This is a genomic window from Rugamonas violacea (genome assembly GCF_016461825.1).
Taxonomy (GTDB): domain Bacteria; phylum Pseudomonadota; class Gammaproteobacteria; order Burkholderiales; family Burkholderiaceae_D; genus Rugamonas.
In genome coordinates, this window is the sequence record NZ_JAEMNU010000113.1 from 37833 (window position 1) to 59348 (window position 21516).

The 21516-nt window shown below is 69.9% G+C and carries 18 protein-coding genes; 8 read left to right on the forward strand and 10 right to left on the reverse strand.

Translation table 11 applies throughout. The annotated features are described in order from the left end of the window. Nucleotides 1–44: 44 nt before the first annotated feature. The 3 genes from pepA (at nt 45) to prsT (ending at nt 4993) form a co-directional block, all read left to right on the forward strand. Nucleotides 45–932 (forward strand): flocculation-associated PEP-CTERM protein PepA, encoded by an 888-nt coding sequence (gene pepA, locus H7U20_RS19905; RefSeq protein ID WP_199760880.1) that lies wholly within the window; start codon nt 45–47, stop codon nt 930–932. A 92-nt stretch (nt 933–1024) separates the two neighbouring features. Further along, nucleotides 1025–2068: a nitroreductase family protein gene (locus H7U20_RS19910; protein ID WP_199760881.1), complete on the forward strand. Its 1044-nt coding sequence runs from the start codon at nt 1025–1027 to the stop codon at nt 2066–2068. Between the two features lie 153 nt (nt 2069–2221). Further along, a complete protein-coding gene (gene prsT, locus H7U20_RS19915) occupies nt 2222–4993 on the forward strand; it encodes an XrtA/PEP-CTERM system TPR-repeat protein PrsT (protein ID WP_199760882.1) in 2772 nt (923 codons plus the stop codon). 129 nt (nt 4994–5122) lie between these two features. Here the strand turns inward: prsT and H7U20_RS19920 are convergent, their stop codons facing one another. The 3 genes from H7U20_RS19920 to H7U20_RS19930 form a co-directional block, all read right to left on the reverse strand. Next, nucleotides 5123–5998: a ThiF family adenylyltransferase gene (locus tag H7U20_RS19920; RefSeq protein WP_199760883.1), complete on the reverse strand. Its 876-nt coding sequence runs from the start codon at nt 5996–5998 to the stop codon at nt 5123–5125. Nucleotide 5999: 1 nt separating this feature from the next. Further along, complete coding sequence (locus tag H7U20_RS19925) at nt 6000–6788, reverse strand: N-acyl amino acid synthase FeeM domain-containing protein (protein WP_233410928.1); 789 nt, start codon at nt 6786–6788, stop codon at nt 6000–6002. Between the two features lie 125 nt (nt 6789–6913). After that, nucleotides 6914–7660: an N-acyl amino acid synthase FeeM domain-containing protein gene (locus H7U20_RS19930; protein WP_233410929.1), complete on the reverse strand. Its 747-nt coding sequence runs from the start codon at nt 7658–7660 to the stop codon at nt 6914–6916. A 249-nt stretch (nt 7661–7909) separates the two neighbouring features. On the opposite strand from H7U20_RS19930, the gene H7U20_RS19935 reads away from it, so the two are divergent. Beyond that, nucleotides 7910–8566, forward strand: a complete 657-nt coding sequence (locus tag H7U20_RS19935) for a class I SAM-dependent methyltransferase (RefSeq protein WP_199760884.1) — start codon at nt 7910–7912, stop codon at nt 8564–8566. A 44-nt stretch (nt 8567–8610) separates the two neighbouring features. On the opposite strand, the gene H7U20_RS19940 is transcribed toward H7U20_RS19935, so the two are convergent. From H7U20_RS19940 to H7U20_RS19970, 7 genes are all read right to left on the reverse strand, one after another. Then, nucleotides 8611–9639, reverse strand: coding sequence for a glycosyltransferase family 2 protein (locus H7U20_RS19940; RefSeq protein ID WP_199760885.1), 1029 nt, complete (start codon nt 9637–9639; stop codon nt 8611–8613). After that, nucleotides 9636–10739: a glycosyltransferase family 4 protein gene (locus H7U20_RS19945; RefSeq protein WP_199760886.1), complete on the reverse strand. Its 1104-nt coding sequence runs from the start codon at nt 10737–10739 to the stop codon at nt 9636–9638. The genes H7U20_RS19940 and H7U20_RS19945 overlap by 4 nt, the downstream gene beginning before the upstream one ends. Then, on the reverse strand, nt 10720–11865 hold the full coding sequence (locus H7U20_RS19950; RefSeq protein ID WP_199760887.1) for an acyltransferase family protein: 1146 nt from the start codon (nt 11863–11865) through the stop codon (nt 10720–10722). The genes H7U20_RS19945 and H7U20_RS19950 overlap by 20 nt, the downstream gene beginning before the upstream one ends. Before the next feature lie 11 nt (nt 11866–11876). Beyond that, nucleotides 11877–12854, reverse strand: a complete 978-nt coding sequence (locus H7U20_RS19955; protein WP_199760888.1) for a glycosyltransferase family 2 protein — start codon at nt 12852–12854, stop codon at nt 11877–11879. Beyond that, nucleotides 12847–14697: an asparagine synthetase B family protein gene (locus H7U20_RS19960; protein ID WP_199760889.1), complete on the reverse strand. Its 1851-nt coding sequence runs from the start codon at nt 14695–14697 to the stop codon at nt 12847–12849. The genes H7U20_RS19955 and H7U20_RS19960 overlap by 8 nt, the downstream gene beginning before the upstream one ends. Nucleotides 14698–14833: 136 nt before the next feature. Further along, entirely contained in the window at nt 14834–16066 is a 1233-nt protein-coding gene (locus tag H7U20_RS19965) for a pyridoxal-dependent decarboxylase, exosortase A system-associated (protein WP_370593201.1), read from the reverse strand. 80 nt (nt 16067–16146) lie between these two features. After that, nucleotides 16147–17775, reverse strand: coding sequence for an acyl-CoA ligase (AMP-forming), exosortase A system-associated (locus H7U20_RS19970; protein WP_199760891.1), 1629 nt, complete (start codon nt 17773–17775; stop codon nt 16147–16149). Between the two features lie 269 nt (nt 17776–18044). On the opposite strand from H7U20_RS19970, the gene H7U20_RS19975 reads away from it, so the two are divergent. From H7U20_RS19975 to H7U20_RS19990, 4 genes are read left to right on the forward strand one after another with little or no spacing between them, the layout of a single operon-like run. Further along, nucleotides 18045–19346: an aminotransferase class I/II-fold pyridoxal phosphate-dependent enzyme gene (locus tag H7U20_RS19975; protein ID WP_199760892.1), complete on the forward strand. Its 1302-nt coding sequence runs from the start codon at nt 18045–18047 to the stop codon at nt 19344–19346. Then, on the forward strand, nt 19343–20434 hold the full coding sequence (locus H7U20_RS19980; RefSeq protein WP_199760893.1) for a GNAT family N-acetyltransferase: 1092 nt from the start codon (nt 19343–19345) through the stop codon (nt 20432–20434). The genes H7U20_RS19975 and H7U20_RS19980 overlap by 4 nt, the downstream gene beginning before the upstream one ends. 2 nt (nt 20435–20436) lie before the next feature. Next, nucleotides 20437–20682 (forward strand): acyl carrier protein, encoded by a 246-nt coding sequence (locus tag H7U20_RS19985; protein WP_199760894.1) that lies wholly within the window; start codon nt 20437–20439, stop codon nt 20680–20682. Then, on the forward strand, nt 20679–21512 hold the full coding sequence (locus tag H7U20_RS19990; protein ID WP_199760895.1) for a hydrolase 2, exosortase A system-associated: 834 nt from the start codon (nt 20679–20681) through the stop codon (nt 21510–21512). Before H7U20_RS19985 ends, H7U20_RS19990 begins: the two co-directional genes overlap by 4 nt. The last annotated feature ends 4 nt before the right edge of the window (nt 21513–21516 follow it).

Below are 21516 nucleotides of genomic sequence, written 5' to 3' on the forward strand. Positions count from 1 at the left end.
AAAAATTGCGATTCAACACCATACCCCGTTCGAGGAGATTTCTAATGCACATGCCACTGGTCCGAAAATATGCGCTCACCGCCCTTGCCGGCGCGATGATCCTGCTGGGCAGCACGTCACAAGCACTGGCGGCGCCGACCGCGCCGATATTCACCATCAACCCGGCGGCGCTGGGTCTGGGCGGCCCCATCTTCGGTCCGAACACGCCGTTCCAGGCCAACCAGATCAGCGGCACCTCGTCGGAACTGCTGCACACCTCCGGCAACAGCCACTTCGGCAGCGGCTGGATCGACCTGAGCAGCTTCGCCCTGAACAGCGCCGGCCTGAGCCCGCTCGCCACCGGCCTGGATATCAACTACGGCCTGTTCATCACCTTCCAGCTCAAGGACGTGCTGGTGTCGGGCACCATCAACGTCCCCGGCAGCGCCAACAAGGTGACCCAGCTGGACTTCCAGTTCTGGGCCGATCCGCACAACCAGAACACCTACACCCCATCGAGCGCCGCCGGCCTGGGCACCGAAGCGACCGTCGCCGATGTCGGCGGCGACGACATCATGCTCGCCGTCGGCAGCCTGGTCCAAGGCGTATCGGGCATCAACGCCCTGGGTGGCGCCTTCCTCAACTCGATCCAGTCCTTCGCCACCTGCAGCGGCGCCGGCACGGCCAATCTGGCCGGCACGACGATCGCGGCGGCCGGTTGCTTGAACGACATCGGCAGCAACTTCTTCGCCTCGCCGAAACCGTTCTACGGCATCGCCTTCGACGCCTTCAACAACACCACCCAGGGTCCGGCCACCAACGGCGGCCTGCTGGCCATCAACCAGGCGGTCGGCAACATCGACTTCAACAAGATCCCTGAGCCCGGTTCGCTGGCCCTGGTCGGCCTGGGTCTGCTGGGCATGGTCGCCGCCGGCCGCCGTCGCGGCGCCTAAGGCTCGCACCGGGTTCGCCCGCCACCGACAGCCCGTCGCTTTGCGCGGGCTGTTTTTTTATCCTCCGCAGCACGCCTTCTGAAGCACGCCCTATGAATGCAAGTTTCATCCCCCAACTGGCGCGCATCGGCGCCCTGGCGCCGTCGGCCGACAACAGCCAGCCGTGGACCCTGCGCTGGGACGGCCGCGAGCTGTCGCTCAACTATGCCGACCGGCACGGCGCCGGCGGCGTCTTCAACGCCGACAGCCACGCCACGCTGATGGCGGTCGGCGCGGTGCTGGAAAACCTCGACATGGCGCTGGCCGCCAATGGCCTGGCGGCCGACTGGCGCATGGGCAACGGCGGCGGCCAGCCCTACGCCGCGCTGGGCCTGCCCCGCCTGCCGCCGCGCTTCAGCGCGCCGGACGGCCCGCTGCTGCGCCACACCAACCGGCTCGGCTTCCGCGCCACGCCGCTGCCGGCCGACCTGATCTCCCAGCTCGGCCTGGGCGACGACCGCGCGCTCAAGCTGCTGGTCGAGCGCGGCCAGCGCAAGCGCCTGGTGCGGCTGGTGCGGCTGTGCTCGGAGGCGCGCTTTTGCAACCGGGCGCTGCACGACTGGCTGTTCGACAGCCTGCGCCACACGCCGCAGCAGGTGGCGCGCGGCGACGGCCTCGATGTCGACAGCCTGGGCCTGCCGCCCGGCGGCCGGCAAATGCTGCGCTTCATCTCGCACTGGCCGCGCCTGGCCGTGCTGAACCGCTTCGGCGCCTACAAGCTGCTGGCCTTGTCGGAGGTCAAGCTGATCGCCGCCGCGCCCGGCCTGCTGTGCGTCACCGGCGGCGCCGACCGCAACAGCATCATCGACGCCGGCCGGCGCATGACGCGCGTCTGGACCGCGCTGAATCTGCAAGGCATCGCCGCGCAACCCTATTACGTCGTCACCGACCAGCTCAACCGGCGCCGCAACGGCACGCTGGCGGCCGGTTTCGACGGCGCGATGACGGCGGTCGAACAGGAGGTGGCCGCCCTGCTGGGGCTGGCCGAGGGCAGCATGTTGCACATGATATTGCGCGTCGGCTATCCGGCCGACGCGCCGTTGCGCTCGCGCCGTTTGCCGTTGGAGGCGGTGTTCCACGACGCCAGCGCGGCCTGAGGCGGGCGGCGGCGCAACAGGCGGCGCGACGACGGTGGATTTGCGGAAAAGTCATAGCATTTTGCTATGCTTGTTTGCTACACTGCTTCGTCAACGGGAATCGCCGCGCCATGCCGCGGCCCCGTCCGCCCGCTCTACCAGATAGGGAAACATATGCCGCGTAACACGCTTCGAATTGCCAGGCTCACCGGCGCCGTGCTGGCGCTGGCCATCTCCGTCGCCGCCTGCGAGCGGCCGCAATCGGCCGCCGTGCTGCTCGGCGAGGCCAAGCAGTATCTGCAAAAGGGCGACACCAAGGCGGCGCTGATCCAATTGAAGAACGCCGTGGCGCAGAGCCCGGACAACGCCGAGGCGCGCCTGCTGCTGGGCAAGTTGTACAACGACATCGGCGACGCCGCCTCGGCCGAGAAGGAGGCGCGCCGGGCGCTGGCGCTGAAGGCCGATCCGCTGGCCGCCAAACAGGCGCTGGGCGAGGCCCTGCTGAGCCAGGGCCAGTTCCAGAAGGTGCTCGACGAGAGCGCCGGCGCCGCGGAGCAGACCGTGCCGGCGCTGCTGAACCTGCGCGGCAAGGCCTATCTCGGTCTGCGCCAGCCGGCCCAGGCCAAGGCGGCGTTCGAGGCGGCGCTAAGCTCGCACGCCGACGACGCCGACGCGCTGATCGGCCTGGCCCGCCACGCGCTGGGCGAGCAGGACCTGGACGCCGCCGCGCGCCACGTCGAGCGCGCCATCGCCGCCAACCCCGGCAACCTGGACGCCTGGTTCTTCAAGGGCGAGATGCTGCGCGCCCAGGAGCAGACGGCGCCGGCCCTGGCCGCCTACGACCAGATCATCCAGCTCAGCCCGAACAACGCCGCCGCCCGCCTGATGAAGGCCCACCTGCTGATCGGCAAGGGCGACTACAAGGAGGCCGGCGCCGAGATCGCCGCCGCGCGCAAGAGCACGCCGCACGGCCTGCAGATGTACTACGCCCAGGCCCGGCTCGACTACGCCCAGGGCCGCAACAAGGAGGCGATGGAGACGCTGCAACAGATCCTCAGCACCGCCACCGAGCACGCGCCGACCATCCTGATGGCCGGCGCCGTGCAGTTCAACCTGGGCTCGATGACCCAGGCCGAGCAATACCTGCGCAAGTACCTGGAGATCGAGCCGAAGAGCCTGTACGCCCGCAAGCTGCTGGCCTCGACCTTGCTCAAGCTCGACCGTGGCGCCGAGGCGACCGCCCTGCTGGCGCCGCTGCTCAAGGAAGGCAGCCAGGACGCCCAGCTGTACGCCCTGGCCGGCGAGGCCGCGATGAAGGTCAAGCAGTACGCCAAGGCCAGCGACTACCTGGTCAAGGCCAGCACGCTGGCGCCGCAGCAGGCGCCCATCCACACCGCGCTCGGCCTGAGCCGGTTGGCCCAGGGCGACAACGGCCGCGCCGTGCGCGAGCTGGAAATCGCCAACGAGCTCGACAAAAAATCCTCCCAGGCCGGCATCCTGCTGGCGATGACCCAGCTGCGCCTGGGCGAGTTCGCCAAGGCGATGGCGGTGGCCGAGGCGCTGGAGAAGAACGAGCCGGACAACCCGGTGCTGCAAAACCTGAAGGGCGAAATCCTGCTGGCGCAAAAAGACCTGCATGGCGCCCGCGCCAGCTTCGAGCGGGCGCTCGGCAAGCAGGCCTACTTCTTCCCCGCCACGGCCAGCCTGGCCAAGCTGGACATGCTGGAGCGGCGCCCCGCCGACGCCGTCAAGCGGCTGCAGGCCTTGCTGGCGCAGGAGCCGAAGAAGACGCAGGCGATGACCGCGCTGGCCAGCCTGGCGGTGGCGCGCAACGACGACGCCGACACCGCCAACTGGCTGGAGCGCGCCTACAACGTCGATCCGGCCGAGGCGGACCCGGCGATCCGCCTGGCGCAGTACTACAACGCCAGGGGCAAGCCGCAGAAGGCGCTGACCATCGCCAAGAATCTACAGACCAGCAATCCGGGCAATCCCGAGGTGATCGACCTGCTGGCGCAGACGCTGGCGGCCAACGGCGACCAGGCCGGCGCGCTGGAGGCCTTCAGCCAACTGGCCAAGCTGCTGCCGGCCTCGTACGCGACGCAATTCCGCATCGCCCAGCTGTACATGAGCATGAACAATCTGCCGGCGGCGGCCGGCGCCTTGAAGACCACGCTGGCGCTGAAGCCCGACTTCATCGAGGCGCACATGGCGCTGGCGGCGCTGGAGGTGCGCCGGGGCAAACCGGAGGCCGCCATGCAGACCGCCCGCCATCTGCAAACCACCTGGCCCAAGCTGCCGGTCGGCTATCTGCTGGAGGGCGACGTGCTGCTCGGCCAGGCCAAGCCGCAGCCGGCCGTGGCCGCCTTCGAGCAGGCCTACGCGCGCGGCAAGGAGGCGCCGATCGCCATCATCAAGCTGCACCAGGCGATGGACCAGGCCGGCCAGCGCGGCAAGGCCGACCAGTTGCTGGCGCAGTGGTTGGCCGAGCGGCCGAAGAGCGTCAGCGTGCGCATGTACGCCGCCACGCTGGACCGCACGCCGCAGCAGGCGGCCGCCATCCAGGCCTTCCTGGCGGTGCTGAAGATCGAACCGAACAATATCGACGCGCTCAACAACCTGGCCTGGGCCTACGCCCGGCAAAAGGACCCGCGCGGCCTGCCCTACGCCGAGCAGGCCTACCGCCTGGCCGCCGACAACCCGGCCGTGCTCGACACGCTGGGCTGGATTCTGCTGGAACAGGGCGACGCCGCGCGCGGCCTGCCGCTGCTGCGCAAGGCCACCACCTTGGCCAGCGAGTCGGCCGACCTGCGCTACCATCTGGCGGTGGGCCTGTTCCGTTCCGGCGACAAGCTCGCCGCCAAGCAGGAGATCACGCGGCTGATCGGCCTCGACAAGGCCTTCGCAGACAATGCCGACGTCAAGTCGATGCTGGCGAAGCTGTAGCGGCGGGGCGGCGCGGCGCCGGCGTCTGAGCCGGCGCTGTGCGGGCGCTGTGCGGGCGTCCGATCCGGCGCGGCGCCGGCCCGGATCAGGCCCTCCCCGCACCCGGCTCAAACCCAACCCGGACCCGGCTCAGGACTTGCCCAGCGCCTTGAGGTACATGCGCTTGCCGATGACGATGGCCAGGCGCTGCAGCGGATTGCTGCTGCCGCCGGGACGCCAGGTGTGCACCAGCTTGCCGCGATAGGCGTCGAACTGCATGCCGTGCGGCGCCGCCCTCACCTTGCCGCGTCCCAGCAAAATCTTCATCGCCTCGGCCGCCGCCAGGCCGGCGCACAGCTGGCAGGCCATGATGGTCGACGGACCGCGCCGCTCGGCCAGGTTGACCGCCGCCGGCACCACCAGATAGGGCCGGTGCAGGCCGGCCGGCGCCAGGCCGACCAGGAAGCGGATCGCCTTGTCATCCTCCGGCAGCTGGCCCCATTGGAAGTACTGCTCGAAGGTGGTCTGGCCGGGCAGGAAGTTGAGCAGCGCCGTGCCGATGCCCAAGGGCGCCGCCGTGCTGGCCGGGATGGCCAGTTCGGCGCAACGGGCGAAGGTTTTCTGCCGCACGTCGAAGGCGAAGAAGTCGTAGCTGTCCAAATAGTAGTCGACGCCGGCCAGGAACTGCTCCAGGTTGGCGTCGTTGACGCCCTGCGGGAAGACCTGGATGTCGGCCTCGGGGTTGATGTCGCGGATCATCCGCGCCACCACCTCGACCTTGGGCTGGCCCAGGCTGGACATGGTGGCGCCCACCTGGCGGTTGAAGTTGGGCAGGTCGAAGGTGTCGAAATCGGCGATGTGGAAGGCGCCGACGCCGAGCCGGGCCAAGGTCACCGCGTGCACGCTGCCGACTCCGCCCATGCCGCCGATGGCGACGCGCTTGCCGCGCAGCCTGGTCTGCTCGTCCGGTGTGAGCCAGCCGATGTTGCGCGAGAAGGCCTGCTGGTAGTCGAAGGCGGCCGCCATGTCAGCGGTTTTCGCGCAGACGGGAGATCAGGCCCTGCTCCTCGCGCGGCGAGTAGAACAGCGGGTAGAAGGAGCGGTTGCCGGCCGCCTCGGGCGGATTGCCGCCGAAACGGTTGATCTGCTCGGTCACATAGGCGTAGCTGAGCCACAACAGGTAGGCCGGCGCGTTGACCCGTGGGTTGCTCTTCGGCTCGCCCAGGCAGGTGAAGCCGAGCTTGTTCTCGTAGAAGGCGCGGTGGCGCGGGTTGACCTCGATGAACAGGTCGGTGCAGCCGTGGATGTCGCGCGCCATCAGCGTCGACAGGTGGAACAGCGCGGCCATCGGCTCCTTCGAGCGGACCCGGGGGTCGAAGGCGAACTTGGTGATTTCGCACAACTTCTTGCCGGGCCCGCGATAGGGCGCGATCTCGTCGCGGAAGATCTCGTCGGCCAGCAGGCCGATCGGCGCCGCGTCGATGCCCAGGGTCAGCGTGCCGACCGCCTCGCCCTTGTCGCTGGCGGTCAGGGTGATGCGGTTCGGGTCGTCGCTCAGCACGTGGCTGCCGGAATAGCCGCGCCAGGCGTACATGCGGTTGATCAGCAGGCTGGCCTTGTTGCGGCCCTCGGCGGTGTCGGCCATCCGCAAGCCGAAGGCGCGGTTGTCGGTGAGCAGGTCGACCACGCCGGCCTCGCCGGTCTCATCGTTCTCATCGGTCTCTTCCGGCGCGGCCTGGTCCGGGCGGCGCGGCGCCGGCTCGCCCTGCGCCGCGCGCTGTTCAACAGTATCGGCTGCATCGTTTTTATGCTTCATCTGCTCCTCCGGGGGTGGCGGCGTGCGAGCGCATAGCAAGTTGCACGTTGTCATAATATACACTCGTTTTACTCAGAATATTAGCAATTTTGAATTTTTCACCACCCTCCCGCGGCCGCGTCGCCTCAGCGCAACGCCAGCAACCGTGCGGTGATGCCGGCCTCTTCGGCCGGGCCGAAAAAGTAGGGATACAGCGAACGCTCGCCGCCTTCGTGGCCGCGTCCGCCCAGCGCGGCGATCTGCCGTTCCATGTGTTCCAGGCTGACCCGCAGCAGATAGGCGGTGGCGTCGACGCGCGGGTTGTAGCGGCTGTCGGCGACCTGCTCGAAGCCGAGCATGTCCTGGTAGTAGCGGCGGTGGCGCGGGTTAACCTCGACGAAGGCGTCGCTGCAATGGTGGACCTTGCGGGCGTAGAGGAACAGGATGTGGAACAGCGAGGCCAGCGCCAGCTTGGAGTGCGGCACCGGGTCGATGGCCAGCTTGGTCACCTCGCAGACCCGGGCGCCGTCGCGCCGGCAGGCGTCGATCTCCTCCTTGAACACGGCGTCGGCCTGGATGCCGGCAGCCGAATCGATGGTCAGGCTGACGGTGCCGAACAGCCGGCCCTCGCCGGAGGCGGCCAGCGTGACGCGCTGCGGATGGGATTCAAGCCGGTGCTGCTCGCCGTAGCCGCGCCATTGGTAGCGCCGGTTGATCAACTGGCTGGACGAGTGGCGCGCCGCGTCGAGGTCGGCCAGGTGGATGCCGAAGGACGCGGCGGCGGACGCCACCGGCTCGCCGCCGGGCAGCCATTTGATGTCCTGGATGATGGCCGAGCCGTATTGCTCCGCGTTCCAGTCGAGCGCAAGTAGCGAGTTGAGGCGATTTTCCATCCAACTGTTCCTCGTGGCGTGCGGTGGTTCAAGAATTGAGCCGCCGTGCGCCAGCACAGCGGCCGCGCGAGCGGAATACTAGCGTAAGACGACAAAACAACACCGCACGATACGAGCTCAGGTGTGCGCAGAATGAGGCTGGGCCGGGGCTGGCGCACCACGGTGAAGAAAAATATCTAGGCGTCCGGCAATTTTTCACATTACAATAAATACATCGTTTTTCCACTCCCCAACCCCGACCGGAACCCCATGATCGAGTCCGTCACCGCCCCGCTCTACGGCGACTATCCGCGCAACGAAATGCATCCCTACCTGCCGGCCGGCGCCGGCCGCGTGCTCGACGTCGGCTGCCACACCGGCGCCTTCGGCCGCTCGCTCAAACGCCTCGGCGTGCCGGAGGTGTGGGGCATCGAGCTCAACGCCGAGGCCGCCGCCGCCGCCGAGGCCCACCTGGACCGTGTGCTGGTCGGCGCCTTCTCGGCCGAGCTGGTGCCGGACGGCCACTTCGACGCGATCTTCTTCAACGACGTGCTCGAACACATGAGCGATCCGGGCGCGGCGCTGCGCGTCGCCGTGGCCAAGCTCAAGCCGGGCGGCAAGGTGGTCGCCTCGATCCCCAACCTGCGGCATATCGACAACCTCGAACACATGCTGCTCGACAAGGACTTCCGCTACGAGGCCAACGGCGTGCGCGACCTGACCCATCTACGCTTCTTCACGCGCAAGAGCATCCCCCGACTGTTCGAACAGAACGGCTACACCATCGAGCAACTGGCCGGCATCAACGAGAGCTGGTGGACGCCGCAACTGTGGCGCCGCCTGGCCTTCCGCCTGTTCCCCGACTACCTGGCCGACACCCGCTTCATCCAGTACGCGGTGGTGGCGGCGCCGGGCGCGCCGGGCTAGCGCGCCCGCCGGGCCGGGCTAACGCGCCCGCCGGGCCGGCCCGCTCAAGCCGCGCGCCGCCAGCGCGCCAGCCGCGCGCGCAGGACCGCGCGGGGATCGAGCAGCAGCTGGCTGAGCAAAAACGGCGCGCGGCACATCAACTGGCGCAACCACCAGGGACTGCGCAGGCGCGCCGGCGGCGGGCCGAAGCGGCGCCATTGCGCGTCCCAGAAGCCGGCCACCACGGCGCGGCACTTGGCCTCCTCGCCGGCCGCGCGCAGCGTGGCGAGCTCGCCCAGCGACTGCGCCAGCAGGTGGCGCAACAGGCCGCGCCGGCGCGCCGGCGGCGTGTGCTCGCGCCAAAACAGCCAGGCGTTGCGCGCGCTCAGGTACAAGGCCAGTTCGCTGTACTGGCGCACCGGCCGGCTGGCGTGCCAGGCGCGCGCCTCCTGGCAGTAGGCGGCGGCCATGCCGTGGGCGGCGATGCGGGCGCTCAACTCGTTGTCCTCGTAGTAGGCGAAGTAGCGTTCGTCGAGCAGGCCGATGCCGGCCAGCGCCTCGCAGCGCAGCATCAGCGCGGTGCCCGGCACCATCACCGGCAGACCGGGCGGACGCGGCGCCGTCGGCAGCGAGGGCCGCACCGAGCAGTGCCGGTCCCAGTCCAGCCAGGCCGCCACCATCTGCGGCTTCTCGCGCGCGTCGAGGCAGTAGATCAGCGGCGACAGCGCGGCCAGTTGCGGCTCGGTGCGCATCTGGCACAGCATGGCGGCGATCGCCGCGCCGTCGATCTCGCAGTCGTTGTTGAGCATCAGCACCGCCTCGTGGCCGCGCGCCAGCGCCAGCCGCAGGCCGTGGTTCTGCCCGGCGGCGAAGCCGGCGTTGCGCTGCAACCGCAGCACCTCGACGGCGGGGAAGCGCGCCGCCAGCTCGGCGCGCGGATCTTCGCGCGAGCCGTTGTCGATCACCAGCACCTGCCACGGCAGGTCGTCGGCGTCGTCGATGCGCTGCGCCTCCAGCGTCGCCAGGCAGGCCAGCGTGTCGGCCAGGCCGTTCCAGTTGAGGATGCTGATCAGCAGTGGCGCCCGGGCCATCATGGCGCCGCCCCCGCCAACTCGGCGCGCCAGTCGGCCAGCACGCGCGCCAGGGCAAACCGCGGCTGGCCGCTGACGCGCGGCCGCTCGCCGTGCTGCCAGCGGCGCAAGGTGGCGGCGTAGCCGTCGGCGGCGCCGAGCAGGTTCAGGCCGCGCTCGCCGACCGGACGCAAGGCCGGCCAGCGCCAGAACACGCTGTCGGCCAGCGCGCGCACGCGCGGCACGGCGATCAACTGGCCTGGACCGCTGAGCACCTCGGCGGCGGCGCCCACGCCGTGGGTCAACACCGGCGTGCCGACCGCGTTGCTCTCGGCCAGCACCAGGCCGAAGGTCTCCGGATACACATAGTTCGGATAGAAGGCGCACAGCGCGCTGCGCAGGTGCTGCATCAGCACGTGGTGCGGGATCGCGCCGAGGTTGACCACGCCGGGCTGGGCGTCCAGCGCGGCGCTGCGGTAGCCGGGGTTGGCCAGGTACAGGCGCAGCGCCGGATTGCGCTTGTGCAGATGGCGGAACAGGTGCAGCGTGTAGTCCAGCCCCTTGTGCGGCGAGGAAAAGAAGGCCAGCTTGTTCGGGTCGTAGTCGGCGGCCGCGCCGCCCTGCCCGGCCGCGCCCACACCGTCGACGTCGACCGGATTGTAGATGCGCACCACGCGCGGCCGCTCGGCCTCGGCCAGCGCGGCCAGCAGTTGGCGTACCTGGCCGGCGTGGAAATCGGACACGCAGACCAGCGTCACGCCGGCCGCCGCCAGCCGCGCGGCGTGGGCCAGCAGCTTGTCGCCCCGGCCGCTGCCGGGTCCGGACAGGTCGTGCAGCCATAGCCAGATGGGCGCCTGCGGATAGCGCTGGCGTTGCGCCAGCGCGGCGGCCGGCTCGCGCAGCACCACCACGTGGCTGGCCTCGGGCACCGCGCCGTCGGCGCCGGCGCCGGCGCCGGCCAGGTAGCGGCCCTGGTCCTGCGCCCGGTTGTGCTGCAGCACGCGCGCGTCCAGGCCCTCGGCGATGCGGATCACCGTCGCCTCGGTGCCGCCCAGGGCGCCGCCGCGCAAGGTATCGAGGTTGTAGGGCGCCGGCGCGACCGGGTCAACAATCAGCGTTCGCATCGTTCTTCCTTTGCGCGGCGGCCAGCGCCGGCGCCGATGCCGCTACCGATGCCGCTACCGATGCCGTTGCAGATGCAGATGCAGAAGCGCGCCAGTTCCAGGCCTGCGATTTGAAACGCAGCGCCGGTTGTTCAACCCAGTGCCAGCTCAGGCGACCGCACAGATAGGCCAGCGCGATGGTGGCCAGGGCCAGCGCCAGCGGGGAAATCGTCGGCAGATACCAGGCCAGCAGCTTGCCGACCGGCCAACCGTACAGGTAGACGCCATAGGAGGCGTCCGGCATGTCCTGCGTGCGCCGCAGCAGCGGGCCGCCGGCGGCAAAGGCGCAATAGAACAGCAGATAGGCGCCGCCGAGCAGCAGGCCGGCCTCGGCGCTGGCCGGCTGGGTCAAACCGGCCAGCAGCACGGCCAGCGCCAGCAAGGCGCCGCGAGCGCTGTAGACGATGACGGCGCGGTAGCTGAAGTAGCTGGCGCCGGTGAAGAAGCAGCTGTAGAAGCGCAGCATCAGCAGCGTCTCCTCGCGGGCGGCGCCGGCCAGCGCCGGCCAGGCGCCCAGCGCCAGGGCGCCCCACAGCGACAGGCACAGCACCAACACGGCGAGCGGGGCGTGACGCCAGCGCAGCAGTCCGGCCAGGCCCAGCGCCAGCACCGTCAGGTAGCAGAGGAACTCGTAGTGGATGGTCCACATGGCGCCGTTGACGCTGGGGTAGTGGCTGCCGACGAAGGTGGCCGGCGTGACCGGGGTGTCGAGCAGCAGCAGGCTGCGCGCCAGGCCGCCCCACCAGAACTGGCCGTAGTAGCCGCCGCCGGCGCCCAGCGCGCCGACCACGAAGGCCGACAGCAGCGCCGCCAACAGATAGCCGGGCACGATGCGCAGCAGGCGCTTTTGCAGGAAGGCCAGCGGCTGCGGCCGGCCCAGCCAACTTTGCAGGATCAGGTAGCCGCTGAGGATGAAGAAGCCGTCGACCGCCAGCTCGCCGAAGGACAGCGTGTGGAACAGGCGGCTGAGCAGCTCGCGGCTACGGTCGCCGTCGAGCATCTCCGGCGCATGCGAGACGATCACCAGCAGCGCCAGCGCCAGCCGGATCAGGTTGAAGTTGTTGTGCCGGCCGGGCGCGGCCGCCATGCTCCGCGCCGTCATCGTTTCAGCACGATGCCCAGCGCCAGCGGGATCGAGTAGAAGAAGGTCTGCGGATCGACCCGCCACTGCTGGCCCAGCAGGGCCGGCGCGATCGCCTTGCGGTGGCGCAGCCGGTGCAGCAGGTCGGCGACGAAGCTGCGCCGCAGGCCACTGACCGTGCGCCGGTTGGCGGCGCGGTGCTGCTCGCTGAGCTTGAACAGGCGCGGCAGGGCCTTCTGGTATTTGATCTCGTGGTGCAGCCGCAGCAGCGACTTCTCGGTGCCCCAGCCGGAGCCGGAGAAGATGTTGACGCCGGCGCCGTAACGGCACTCGCACTCGGCCGAAAAGGCGATGCGCCGGGTCAGCGTGCACAACTCCAGCCAGAACAGGTAGTCCTCGCCGGCATACACGAACTGCTCGCGGAAACGCAGCGTCGGGAAGCGCGCGTAGCGATACACCACGGTCGAGGTGCCGATGATGTTCCCCATCAGGATCTGGTCGAACATGTCGCCGGCATAGGCGTGCAGCTGCTCGCCGCCGCCCAGCTGCGGATGCTGCGCCGGCGCGATGCGGCCGGCGCGCTGGAAGGCGCTGACGCTCTGGTTGAGCTGGAAATGGTCGGCGAAATAAAAATCGTGGCCCTGCCCCAGCGCCGTGCGGGCGCGCTGCAGGTGCTGCTCGGTCCACTCGTCGTCGGAATCGAGGAAGGCGACGTACTCGACGCCCTTGGGCACTTCGGCCAGGCCACAATTGCGCGCCGCCGCCGGGCCGGCGTTGGCCTGCTCGACGATGCGGATGCGCGCGCCGTGTTCGGCCAGCAGCGCCGCCAGCTCCTCGCGCGCCGGCACCGGCGAGGCGTCGTCGATGATGATGATGTGGTCGGCGCCGGCGCCGCGCTGCGCCAGGATCGAGCCCACCGCCTTGAGCAGGATGCCGGGGCGGGTCTGGTAATACGGGATCACCACCGCCAGGCGTTCGGCCAGGTGTTCAGACATGGCGGTCCTCGTGCTGTTGATACCACTGCTCCAGCATCATCAGCACCCAAACCATGGTGCCGTGGTAGCCGGCGTGCTCGCGCAGGTGCTGGCTGAGCAGCTGTTCGATGAAGGCCGGCCGCACCACGCCGCGCCCGGCCAGCGAGTGCAGGCTGGCCGTGGCCAACTCGCGCAGGCCGGCGTGGTCCTGCAACCAGACGCCGAACGGCAGGCCGAAACCGTGCTTCTCCTTGCGCAGGATGGCCTCCGGCAGGAAGCCGCGCAGCGCCTCCTTGAAGAAGTAGCGCAGCTGCGTGCCCTTGAGCTTCTGCGCCGGCGTCAGCCGCGCCGAGAAGGCCACCATGGCGTCGTCGAGGAAGGGAAAGGCGACCTGCACGCCGGCCAGTTCGCAGGCCTTGACCACCTTCGGCAGGTCGTTGTCGGTCAGCGTGATCTTCAGGTCCAGCGCCATCATGCGGTTGATCAGGCTGCGCGCCTCGCTGCGGCCGTAGGTGGCGCTCAGGCTGGCCAGCGGCGCGCCGGCGTCGGTCTGGGCCAGGAAGTCGTCGGTAAACACCTGCGTCGGACCGTAGCGGCCCAGCAGGTTGTAGGTCTCCAGCCGCGCCGGCATGGCCACCGAGGCCTGCGCGATGTAGCTGTGCGCCTTGCGCGTCAGGTACAGGCGGTCGCGCCCGGGGAAGTGGTTGACGGCCGGCTCCAGCGCGCGCCGCAGCAGGCGCGGTAGTCGCTCGTAGCGGGCGAACACGCTCTGCTTGGCGTAGCGCTCGTTGCCGCCGAATAGCTCGTCGCCGCCGTCGCCGCCCAGCAGGCGTTCGATGCCGTCGGCCCGCGCCAGCTTGGCGCAGTAGTAGGCCGGCACCGCCGAGGCGTTGCCGAACGGTTGGTCGAACACGGCGCCGATCTGCGGGATGGCGCTGACCACGTCCTCCGGCGTCACATAGTAGGCGTGGTGCTCGGTGTGGAAGTGCTCGGCGGCGATGCGGGCGTAGGCCGACTCGTCGTACTCGGGCGCGTCGAAACCGATCGAATAGGTGCGCGCCGGTGCGCCACCGACCTCGCTGAGGACGCCGGCGATGGTCGAGCTGTCGGTGCCGCCGCTGAGGAAGGCGCCGCTGCGGGCGCCGTCGGCGGCCTCCTTGACGCTGCTGCGCAAGACTTGGCGGAACTGCTCGCGCAGCTCGCCGAACGAGCTGCCGCCCTGCTCCTCGAAGGCGATGCGCCAGTAGCACTGCTGCTCGACCCGGCCTTGGCGGAAGTGCAGGTAGTGGCCGGCGGCCAAACGCCGCTGCTCGCGGTAGATGCTGTCCGGGCCGGGCACCATGTGGAAATAGACATAGTTGTAGATGCTCTGCGGGTCGATGCGCGACGGCGCGGCCGGATGGCGGCGCAGCGCGTCGGCGGTGGAGGCGAACACCAGCGTCTCGCCGCTCAGCTGCCAGCTCAAGGGCAAGGTGCCCATGCGGTCCAGGGCCAGCAGCGCCTCGCCGGCCGTCTCGTCGATCAGGCACAGCGCGAAAGAGCCGGCCAGCTGCCGGCACAACAGCTCGGGGCCCTGGCGCCACAGTCCGGCCAGCACGCGGCCCAGGCCCTCGCCCTGGGCTTGCTGCGCCAGCGCCGTGTCGCGCAGGCGCGGCCGGCCCCAGATCGCCAGTTGCAAGGGGCCGACCCGCAGCAGCAGCGCGGCGCCCGGCGTGGCCGCCACGGCGACGGCGCTGAGTTTGCCGACGTGGCTGTGCAGCGCGGCGTCGTCGAAGCGCTGCATCGGCACGGCCATGGCGTTGAGCAGGCCGCGCTGGCCGTCCTCCTGGCCGCCGTGGCCGATCCAGCCGCAGATACCGCTCATCGTCGCACTCCCGCCGGGTGCATTTTTGGCGCCAAGCGGGTGTTCGACATGGCGCTCAACATCAGGCCCAACATAATAAGGTGCGACATGGGCACTCCTTCAATCGATGCCGCCGGCCAGCGGCCGGCAGGGGGGTTCAGACCAGTACTTCCAGCGCCGCCGGGTGGCCCAGGAAGGCCTGCGGACTGGCAGTCCAGCCATAGGCGCCCGACTGCAGCACGGCGACCAGGTCGCCGGGGCCGGCCACGGCCAGCTCCATCTGCTCGGCCAGCAGGTCGAGCGGCGTACACAGCGGACCGACCACGGAGACGCGCTCGCGCGGCCCGCCGGCGACGCGGTTGCCCACCACCACAGGATAATTTTTGCGGATCACCTGGCCGAAATTGCCCGAGGCGGCCAAGTGGTGATGCAGGCCGCCGTCGGTCACCAGGAAGACCTTGCCGCGCGACTCCTTGCGCTCGATCACCCGGCAGACGTAGACGCCCGCCTCGGCCACCAGATAGCGTCCCAGCTCGATGTCGATGCGGGTGCCCGGCAGTTGCTGGCGCGCCGCCGCGACGATGCCGTGCAGATGGCGGCCGACGGCGTCGAGGTCGAGCCGCTGCTCGCCGGGGAAGTAAGGCACGCCGAAGCCGCCGCCCAGGTTCAGCGTGCGCAGCTGGCCGGGCCAGTGCCGCGCCAGGCGCACCGCCAGCGCCAATGTCTGGTCCTGCGCCTCGGCCAGCGCGGCGGCGCTGAGGTTCTGCGAGCCGCTGTAGATGTGCAGGCCGCGCACATCCAGCGCCAGTTGGGCCGCCTCGGCCAACATCGCCGGCACGCGCTCGGCGTCGACGCCGAACTGCTTGGCGCCGCCGCCCATGCTCATGCCGGCGCGCTGCAGCTCGAAGTCGGGGTTGACCCGCACCGCCACCAGCGGACGTATGCCCAGGCGGCTGCCGATGGCGGCGATGCGCCGCATCTCCTGTTCGGACTCCATGTTCAACACGCAGCCGGCGGCGATGGCGCAAGCGAGTTCCTGATCGCGCTTGCCGGGGCCGGCGAAGCTGATGTCGTCGGCCGCCATCGGCGTGTCGAGGGCGACCCGCAACTCGCCGCCAGAGGCGACGTCGAGGCCGTCGACCAGGCGCGCCATGTGCTGCACCACGGCCGGCATCGGATTGGCCTTCATGGCGTAGTGCAGATGCACCTCGGCCGGCAGCGCGCGGCGCAACTGCGCCACGCGCTCGCTCAATTGCGCGCGGTCATACGCGTAGAACGGCGTCTGGCCGACCCGCTCGGCCAGACGTTGCAGCGTCATGCCGCCCAGTTGCAGGCTGTCGTCGCGCACCGCGAACTGGTTCAGCGGGGCGTGCTGCGGTGGCGGACGCACGGGCGCGGCAGGCGCTATAGGAGCAGTAGGCGCGCCCGCTGCCGCTGCCGCTGCCGGGATAGCGTCGGGTAGCGGCGCGCTCATGGCGTCGGCTCGGCGAAGGCGGCGACGAACTGCAGACTAAGCAGCTTGCGGTCGATCTTGCCGTTCGGGTTGCGCGGCAGGCTCTCCGGCCAGATGACGATCTTCGCCGGCAGCATGTAGCCGGGCAGCTCGGGCCGACAGGCCGCCAACAGCGCCTCGGCGGTCAACGCAACGCCGTCGCGGGCGCTGGCCACCACCACGATGGCCTGGCCCAACGCCGGATGCGGCACGCCGAAGGCGGCCGCCTCGGCCACCTGCTGGCGGGCGTACACCACCTCCTCGATCTCCGCCGGGCTGACCCGGTAACCCGAGGTCTTGATCATCTCGTCGTTGCGGCCGATGAAGTAGAGGAAGCCCTCGGCGTCCTTGCGCACCGTGTCGCCCGACCAAACGGCGACCTCCGGCAGGGTCAGGCCGGACAGGCGCGGCGACAGCACGCGGTAGCGCAGCGCCGTGTTGACCGGATCGTTCCAGTAGCCCATGCCGACCAACGCGCCACGGTGCACCAGCTCGCCCGGCTCGTCGGCTTCGCACTCGCTGCCGTCCGGCCGCAGCACCATGACCTCGGCGTTGGGGATGGCCCGGCCCATCGAATCGGGACGCCGCTCCAGCTCCTCGGGCGGCAGATAGGTCGAGCGGAAGGCCTCGGTCAGGCCATACATCAGGAAGGGCCGCGCCGCCGGCAGCGCGCGGCGCAGCGCGTCCAGCGTCACGCGCGGCATGGCGCCGCCGGAGTTGGTCAGATAGCGCAGCGTGCAATCGGCCGGCCAGTTCAAGCCGGCCAGTTGACGCCACAGCGGCGGCACGCCGGCCAGGCCGGTGATGCGCTCGTCGCGCACGGCGTGCAGCACGTCCTGCGGCAACAGGTGGTTGAGCAGCACCACGCTGGCGCCGGCGCGGAAACCGGTGGTCAGTTGGCTCAGGCCGTAGTCGAAGCTCAAGGGCAGCACCGCCAGGATGCGGTCGGCCGGCGAGTTGTCCAAATACTCGGCGACGCTGTGGGCGCCGGCCACCAGGTTACGGTGCGACAGCACCACGCCCTTCGGCTTGCCGGTGCTGCCCGAGGTGTACATGATGGCGGCCATGTCGGCGTCGACGCAGCGGTGCGGCGCCACGGCGTCGGCCGCGCCGGCGGCATCGAGCAAGGCGCCGGCGGCCATCAGCTCGTCCCAGCCGAGCAAGCGCAGAGCGGGCAGCTCGGCCAACTCGGGCACTGCGGCGCCGGCCGCCAAACCGGTGAGCAGCACCAGGCGCAGCTCCGGGCAGCCGGCCAACGCCGGCTTGAGCAGGCGCAGGCGCTCGACCGAGGTGACCAGGACGCCGACATTGCAATCGGCCAGAATATACGCCACCTGCTCCGGTTTGAGCAGCGGGTTGACCGGCACGAAGGTGCCGCCGGCCGCCGCCGCGCCGAACATGGCGGTGACGTTTTCCAGATTTTTTTCCAGGTACACCGCCAGGCGCTCCTGCCGCGCCAGACCGTGGCGCAACAGCGCGCTGGCGGCGCCGCGCACGGCGCCGGCCAGGCCGGCGTAATCGAGCCGGCGGGCGCCATACACCAGCGCCTCCGCGCCGGGCGCCCGACGCGCCGCCTCAAACAATAGATCGTGCACCAGTTGACTCATTCGACACCCTATCAAGTCCAGAGCTGCGACGGCGCGGCGGCGCGGCGGCCGGCGCGGCAAATATCAAAATTACAACGATAGTCACGTATGGTACGCGGCCCGGGATGAGCTGTAAAGAAACTTAGTTGCAAAAACGACAGTTTCAATTTTACTACGCAAAGTCCTTACCTGGCGCTATACTCATGGCTGCGCAACATCATGATCTGGCGCACGGTGCGACCGTGCGCCCTTTGATTCCGATCCAAGCAGCACCAGACAGATGGGGTTTCATGAACAGCTATGATGTCGACGCGCCCCTGTCGCTGGACACAGCCGCGCCGCCGCGTCCGCCCCGGGCCGCCGCCCAGCAACAACAGCAACAACAGCAACCCCACGCCGACGCCGACTATCCGCGTCCGGCGCTGCCGGTCACGCCGGTGCTGTCGCTGGCCTCGCTGCGCCGGGGCGGCGCGCGCCGCGTGCCCTGTATCCTCGACGCCGGCCAACTGCGCCTGGTCACCAGCGGCCGCATCGCCATCGCCCTGGCGCTGCGCGAAATGGGCATCGGTCCCGGCGCCCGCGTGCTGCTGCCGGCCTACCACTGCGCCTCGATGGTCGAGCCGGTGATCTGGTGCGGCGCCGAACCGGTGTTCTACCGCATCCGGCCGGACGCCTCGGTCGATCTGGACGACGTCGCCGCCAAGCTGGACGCCGACTGCCGACTGCTGATGGTCACCAACTACTTCGGCTTTCCCCAGCAGCTGCACAGCATCCGCGCCTTCTGCGACGCGCGCGGCCTGCGCATGCTGGAGGACTGCGCCCACTCCTTCCTCGGCGAGCACCAGGGCCGCCCGTTGGGCAGCTTCGGCGACTACGCCATCGCCAGCAGCATGAAGTTCTTCCCCATGTACGAAGGCGGCTGCCTGGTCTCGGCGCGCCACGACCTGGGCGGCGTGACACTCAGCTCGGCCGGCGCCGGCTTCGAGGCCAAGGTCCTGCTCAGCACCCTGGAAGACGCCTTCGCCTACCGCCGCCTGCCCGTGCTGAAAGCCTTGTGCAGCCTGCCGCTACGCGCCAAGAACCTGCTGTGGAACCGCATCAAGGCGCGCCACGCCGGCGCCACCGCCGCGCTGGCGCCGGACTCCTCGGACGGCGGTTTCGGCTTCGACCCGGCCTGGCTGACCAAGCGCTCGTCCTACTGCGCGCGCCTGCTGCTCAAACTGGTCTCGCGCGAGCGCATGGCCGCCCTGCGCCGACGCCATTACCAACGCATCGCCGACGCCGTCGCCGGCCTGCCCGGCTGCCGCCCGCTGTTCGATACGCTGCCCGACGGCGTTTGCCCGTGGGTCTTCCCGCTGCTGGTCGACGCGCCCGAACCGGTGTTCGACGCCCTCAAGCGCGCCGCCGTGCCGGTGATCCGCTTCGGCGAATACCTGTGGCCCGGCGTCGACGCCACGGTCTGCCCGGTCAGCGTCGACCTGTCGCGCCGCGTGCTGCAATTCCCCTGCCACCAGGAGCTGCGCGAGACGGAACTGGGCTGGATGATCGAGCAGATCACATCGGTGTTACGTCAACCAAGGAAACCAACATGAGCTGGATCGTCCTGCCCGCCGGCGCTTTCGAGGGCTACAAACAGCAATGGCGCGAACTGAACGCCGCCAGCGCCGCCTCGCCGCTGCTCGACCCCGACTTCGTCACCCCGCTGCTGGCCGAATTCGCCAACGGCCAGGAACTGCTGGTGTGCTATGTGCGCGACGGCGTCACGCTGTTGATGGGCATCGTCGTGCCGCGCCGGCGCGGCGTCTGGGAGACCTTCCAGCCGTCGCAGGCGCCGCTCGGCATCTGGCTGCAGCGCCCCGGGGTCGACGCCGCGCCGCTGCTCGACAGCCTGATGCGCAAGCTGCCCGGCACGCCGCTGATCTTCGGCCTGACCCAGTGCGATCCCTGGCACGGCCCGCGCCCGAGCGACAGCGCGACCCAGAACAGCATCGACTACATCGACACCGCCCACATCACGGTGCACGGCAGCTTCGACGACTACTGGGCCGCGCGCGGCAAGAACCTGCGCGCCAACATGAAGAAGCAGCGCGCCAAGCTGCACAAGGAAGGCATCGTCGCGCGCCTGCAGATCAGCCGCGCGCCCGAGGAGATGGCCGAGGCGGTGCGCGACTTCGGCCGGCTGGAAAGCGCCGGCTGGAAGGCCGGCCTGGGCACCGCCCTGCATGGCGACAACGACCAGGGCCGCTTCTACCGCGGCATGCTGGAGGCCTTCTGCCGCCGCGATAGCGCCAGCGTCTACCGCTACTGGTTCAATGAGCAGCTGGTGGCGATGGACCTGTGCGTCGAGGGCAACGGCATGATCGTCGTGCTCAAGACCAGCTACGACGAGAGCGTCGCCTCGGGCCTGTCGCCCAGCCTGCTGATGCGCGAAGAGTGCTGCCGCCTGTTCTTCGAGCAGGCCCGCTTCGGCCGCGTCGAATTCTACGGCAAGGTGCTCGAATGGCACACCCGCTGGACCGAAGAGATCCGCACGCTCTACCACCTGAACCACTATCGCTGGCCGGGACTGGTGCGCCTGCACCGCTTCTCGCGCCGCTCGCCCACCCTGCTCGGCCAACTGCGCGCCCGCCTGGCGCCGCGCGCGGCGCCGCCGAGTCCCGTTAGCAGTCCTTTGGAGTAGACATGTATCTTGGTGAAGTCAAACACATCCTCGGCGCCGTCCTCAGTCTGGGCGAACGCAGCGCCGACTTCGACGCCGATTCGCCACTGCTGGGCAGCGTCCCCGAACTCGACTCGATGGCGGTGGTGCAGCTGATCACCGCGCTCGAAGAGCAGTTCGGCATCACCGTGCACGACGACGAGATCGGCGCGGCCACCTTCGCCACCGTCGGCAGCCTGGCCCGCTTCGTCGAGGCCAAGCTGGCATGACGCAGTCCGCCGCCGCACCCGGCGCCCTGCCCTTCTTCCTGCCGGCCGAGGCGGGCGAACGCTTCTGCCTGTACCACGCCCCCGCCGGCCGCTGCCGTGGCGCCGTGCTCTACCTGCATCCCTGGGGCGAAGAGATGAACAAGGCGCGCCGCATGGCCGCCTTGCAATCGCGCGCGCTGGCCCAGCTGGGCTACGGCGTGCTGCAGCTCGACCTGTACGGCTGCGGCGACAGCGCCGGCGACGCCGCCGACGCCCGCTGGGAGATCTGGCTGGCCGACGTGGCCAACGGCGCCACCTGGCTGCGCCAGCGCCTGGACCAGCCGCTGACCCTGTGGGGCCTGCGCCTGGGCGCCCTGCTGGCGCTCGACTATGCGCGCGCCGCGCCCGGCGTGGCGCAACGCCTGCTGCTGTGGCAAACCCCGGCCAACGGCGCCACGCTGCTGACCCAATTCCTGCGCCTGCGGATGGCCGGCCAGCTGCTGGCCGAGGGCGCCGCCGAGGACAACAGCACCGCCGCGCTGCGCCGCCAATTGGCCGACGGCGCCACACTGGAGATCGCCGGCTACGCGCTGGCGCCGGCGCTGGCCGCCAGCATCGACGCGCTCGACGCCGCCGCGCTGACCGTGACCGGCTGCCCGGTGCATTGGCTCGAAGTGGCGCCGCGCGGCGACGGCCAGCTGACGCCGGCCTCGGCCCGCATCACCCAGGCCTGGCGCGACAAGGGCGTCGACCTGCACTGCCACCCGCTGGTCGGCGCGCAGTTCTGGGCGACGCAGGAAATCAGCGAAAACCCCGCCCTGCTCGATACCAGCTGCGCCATACTGGCCTAGGACG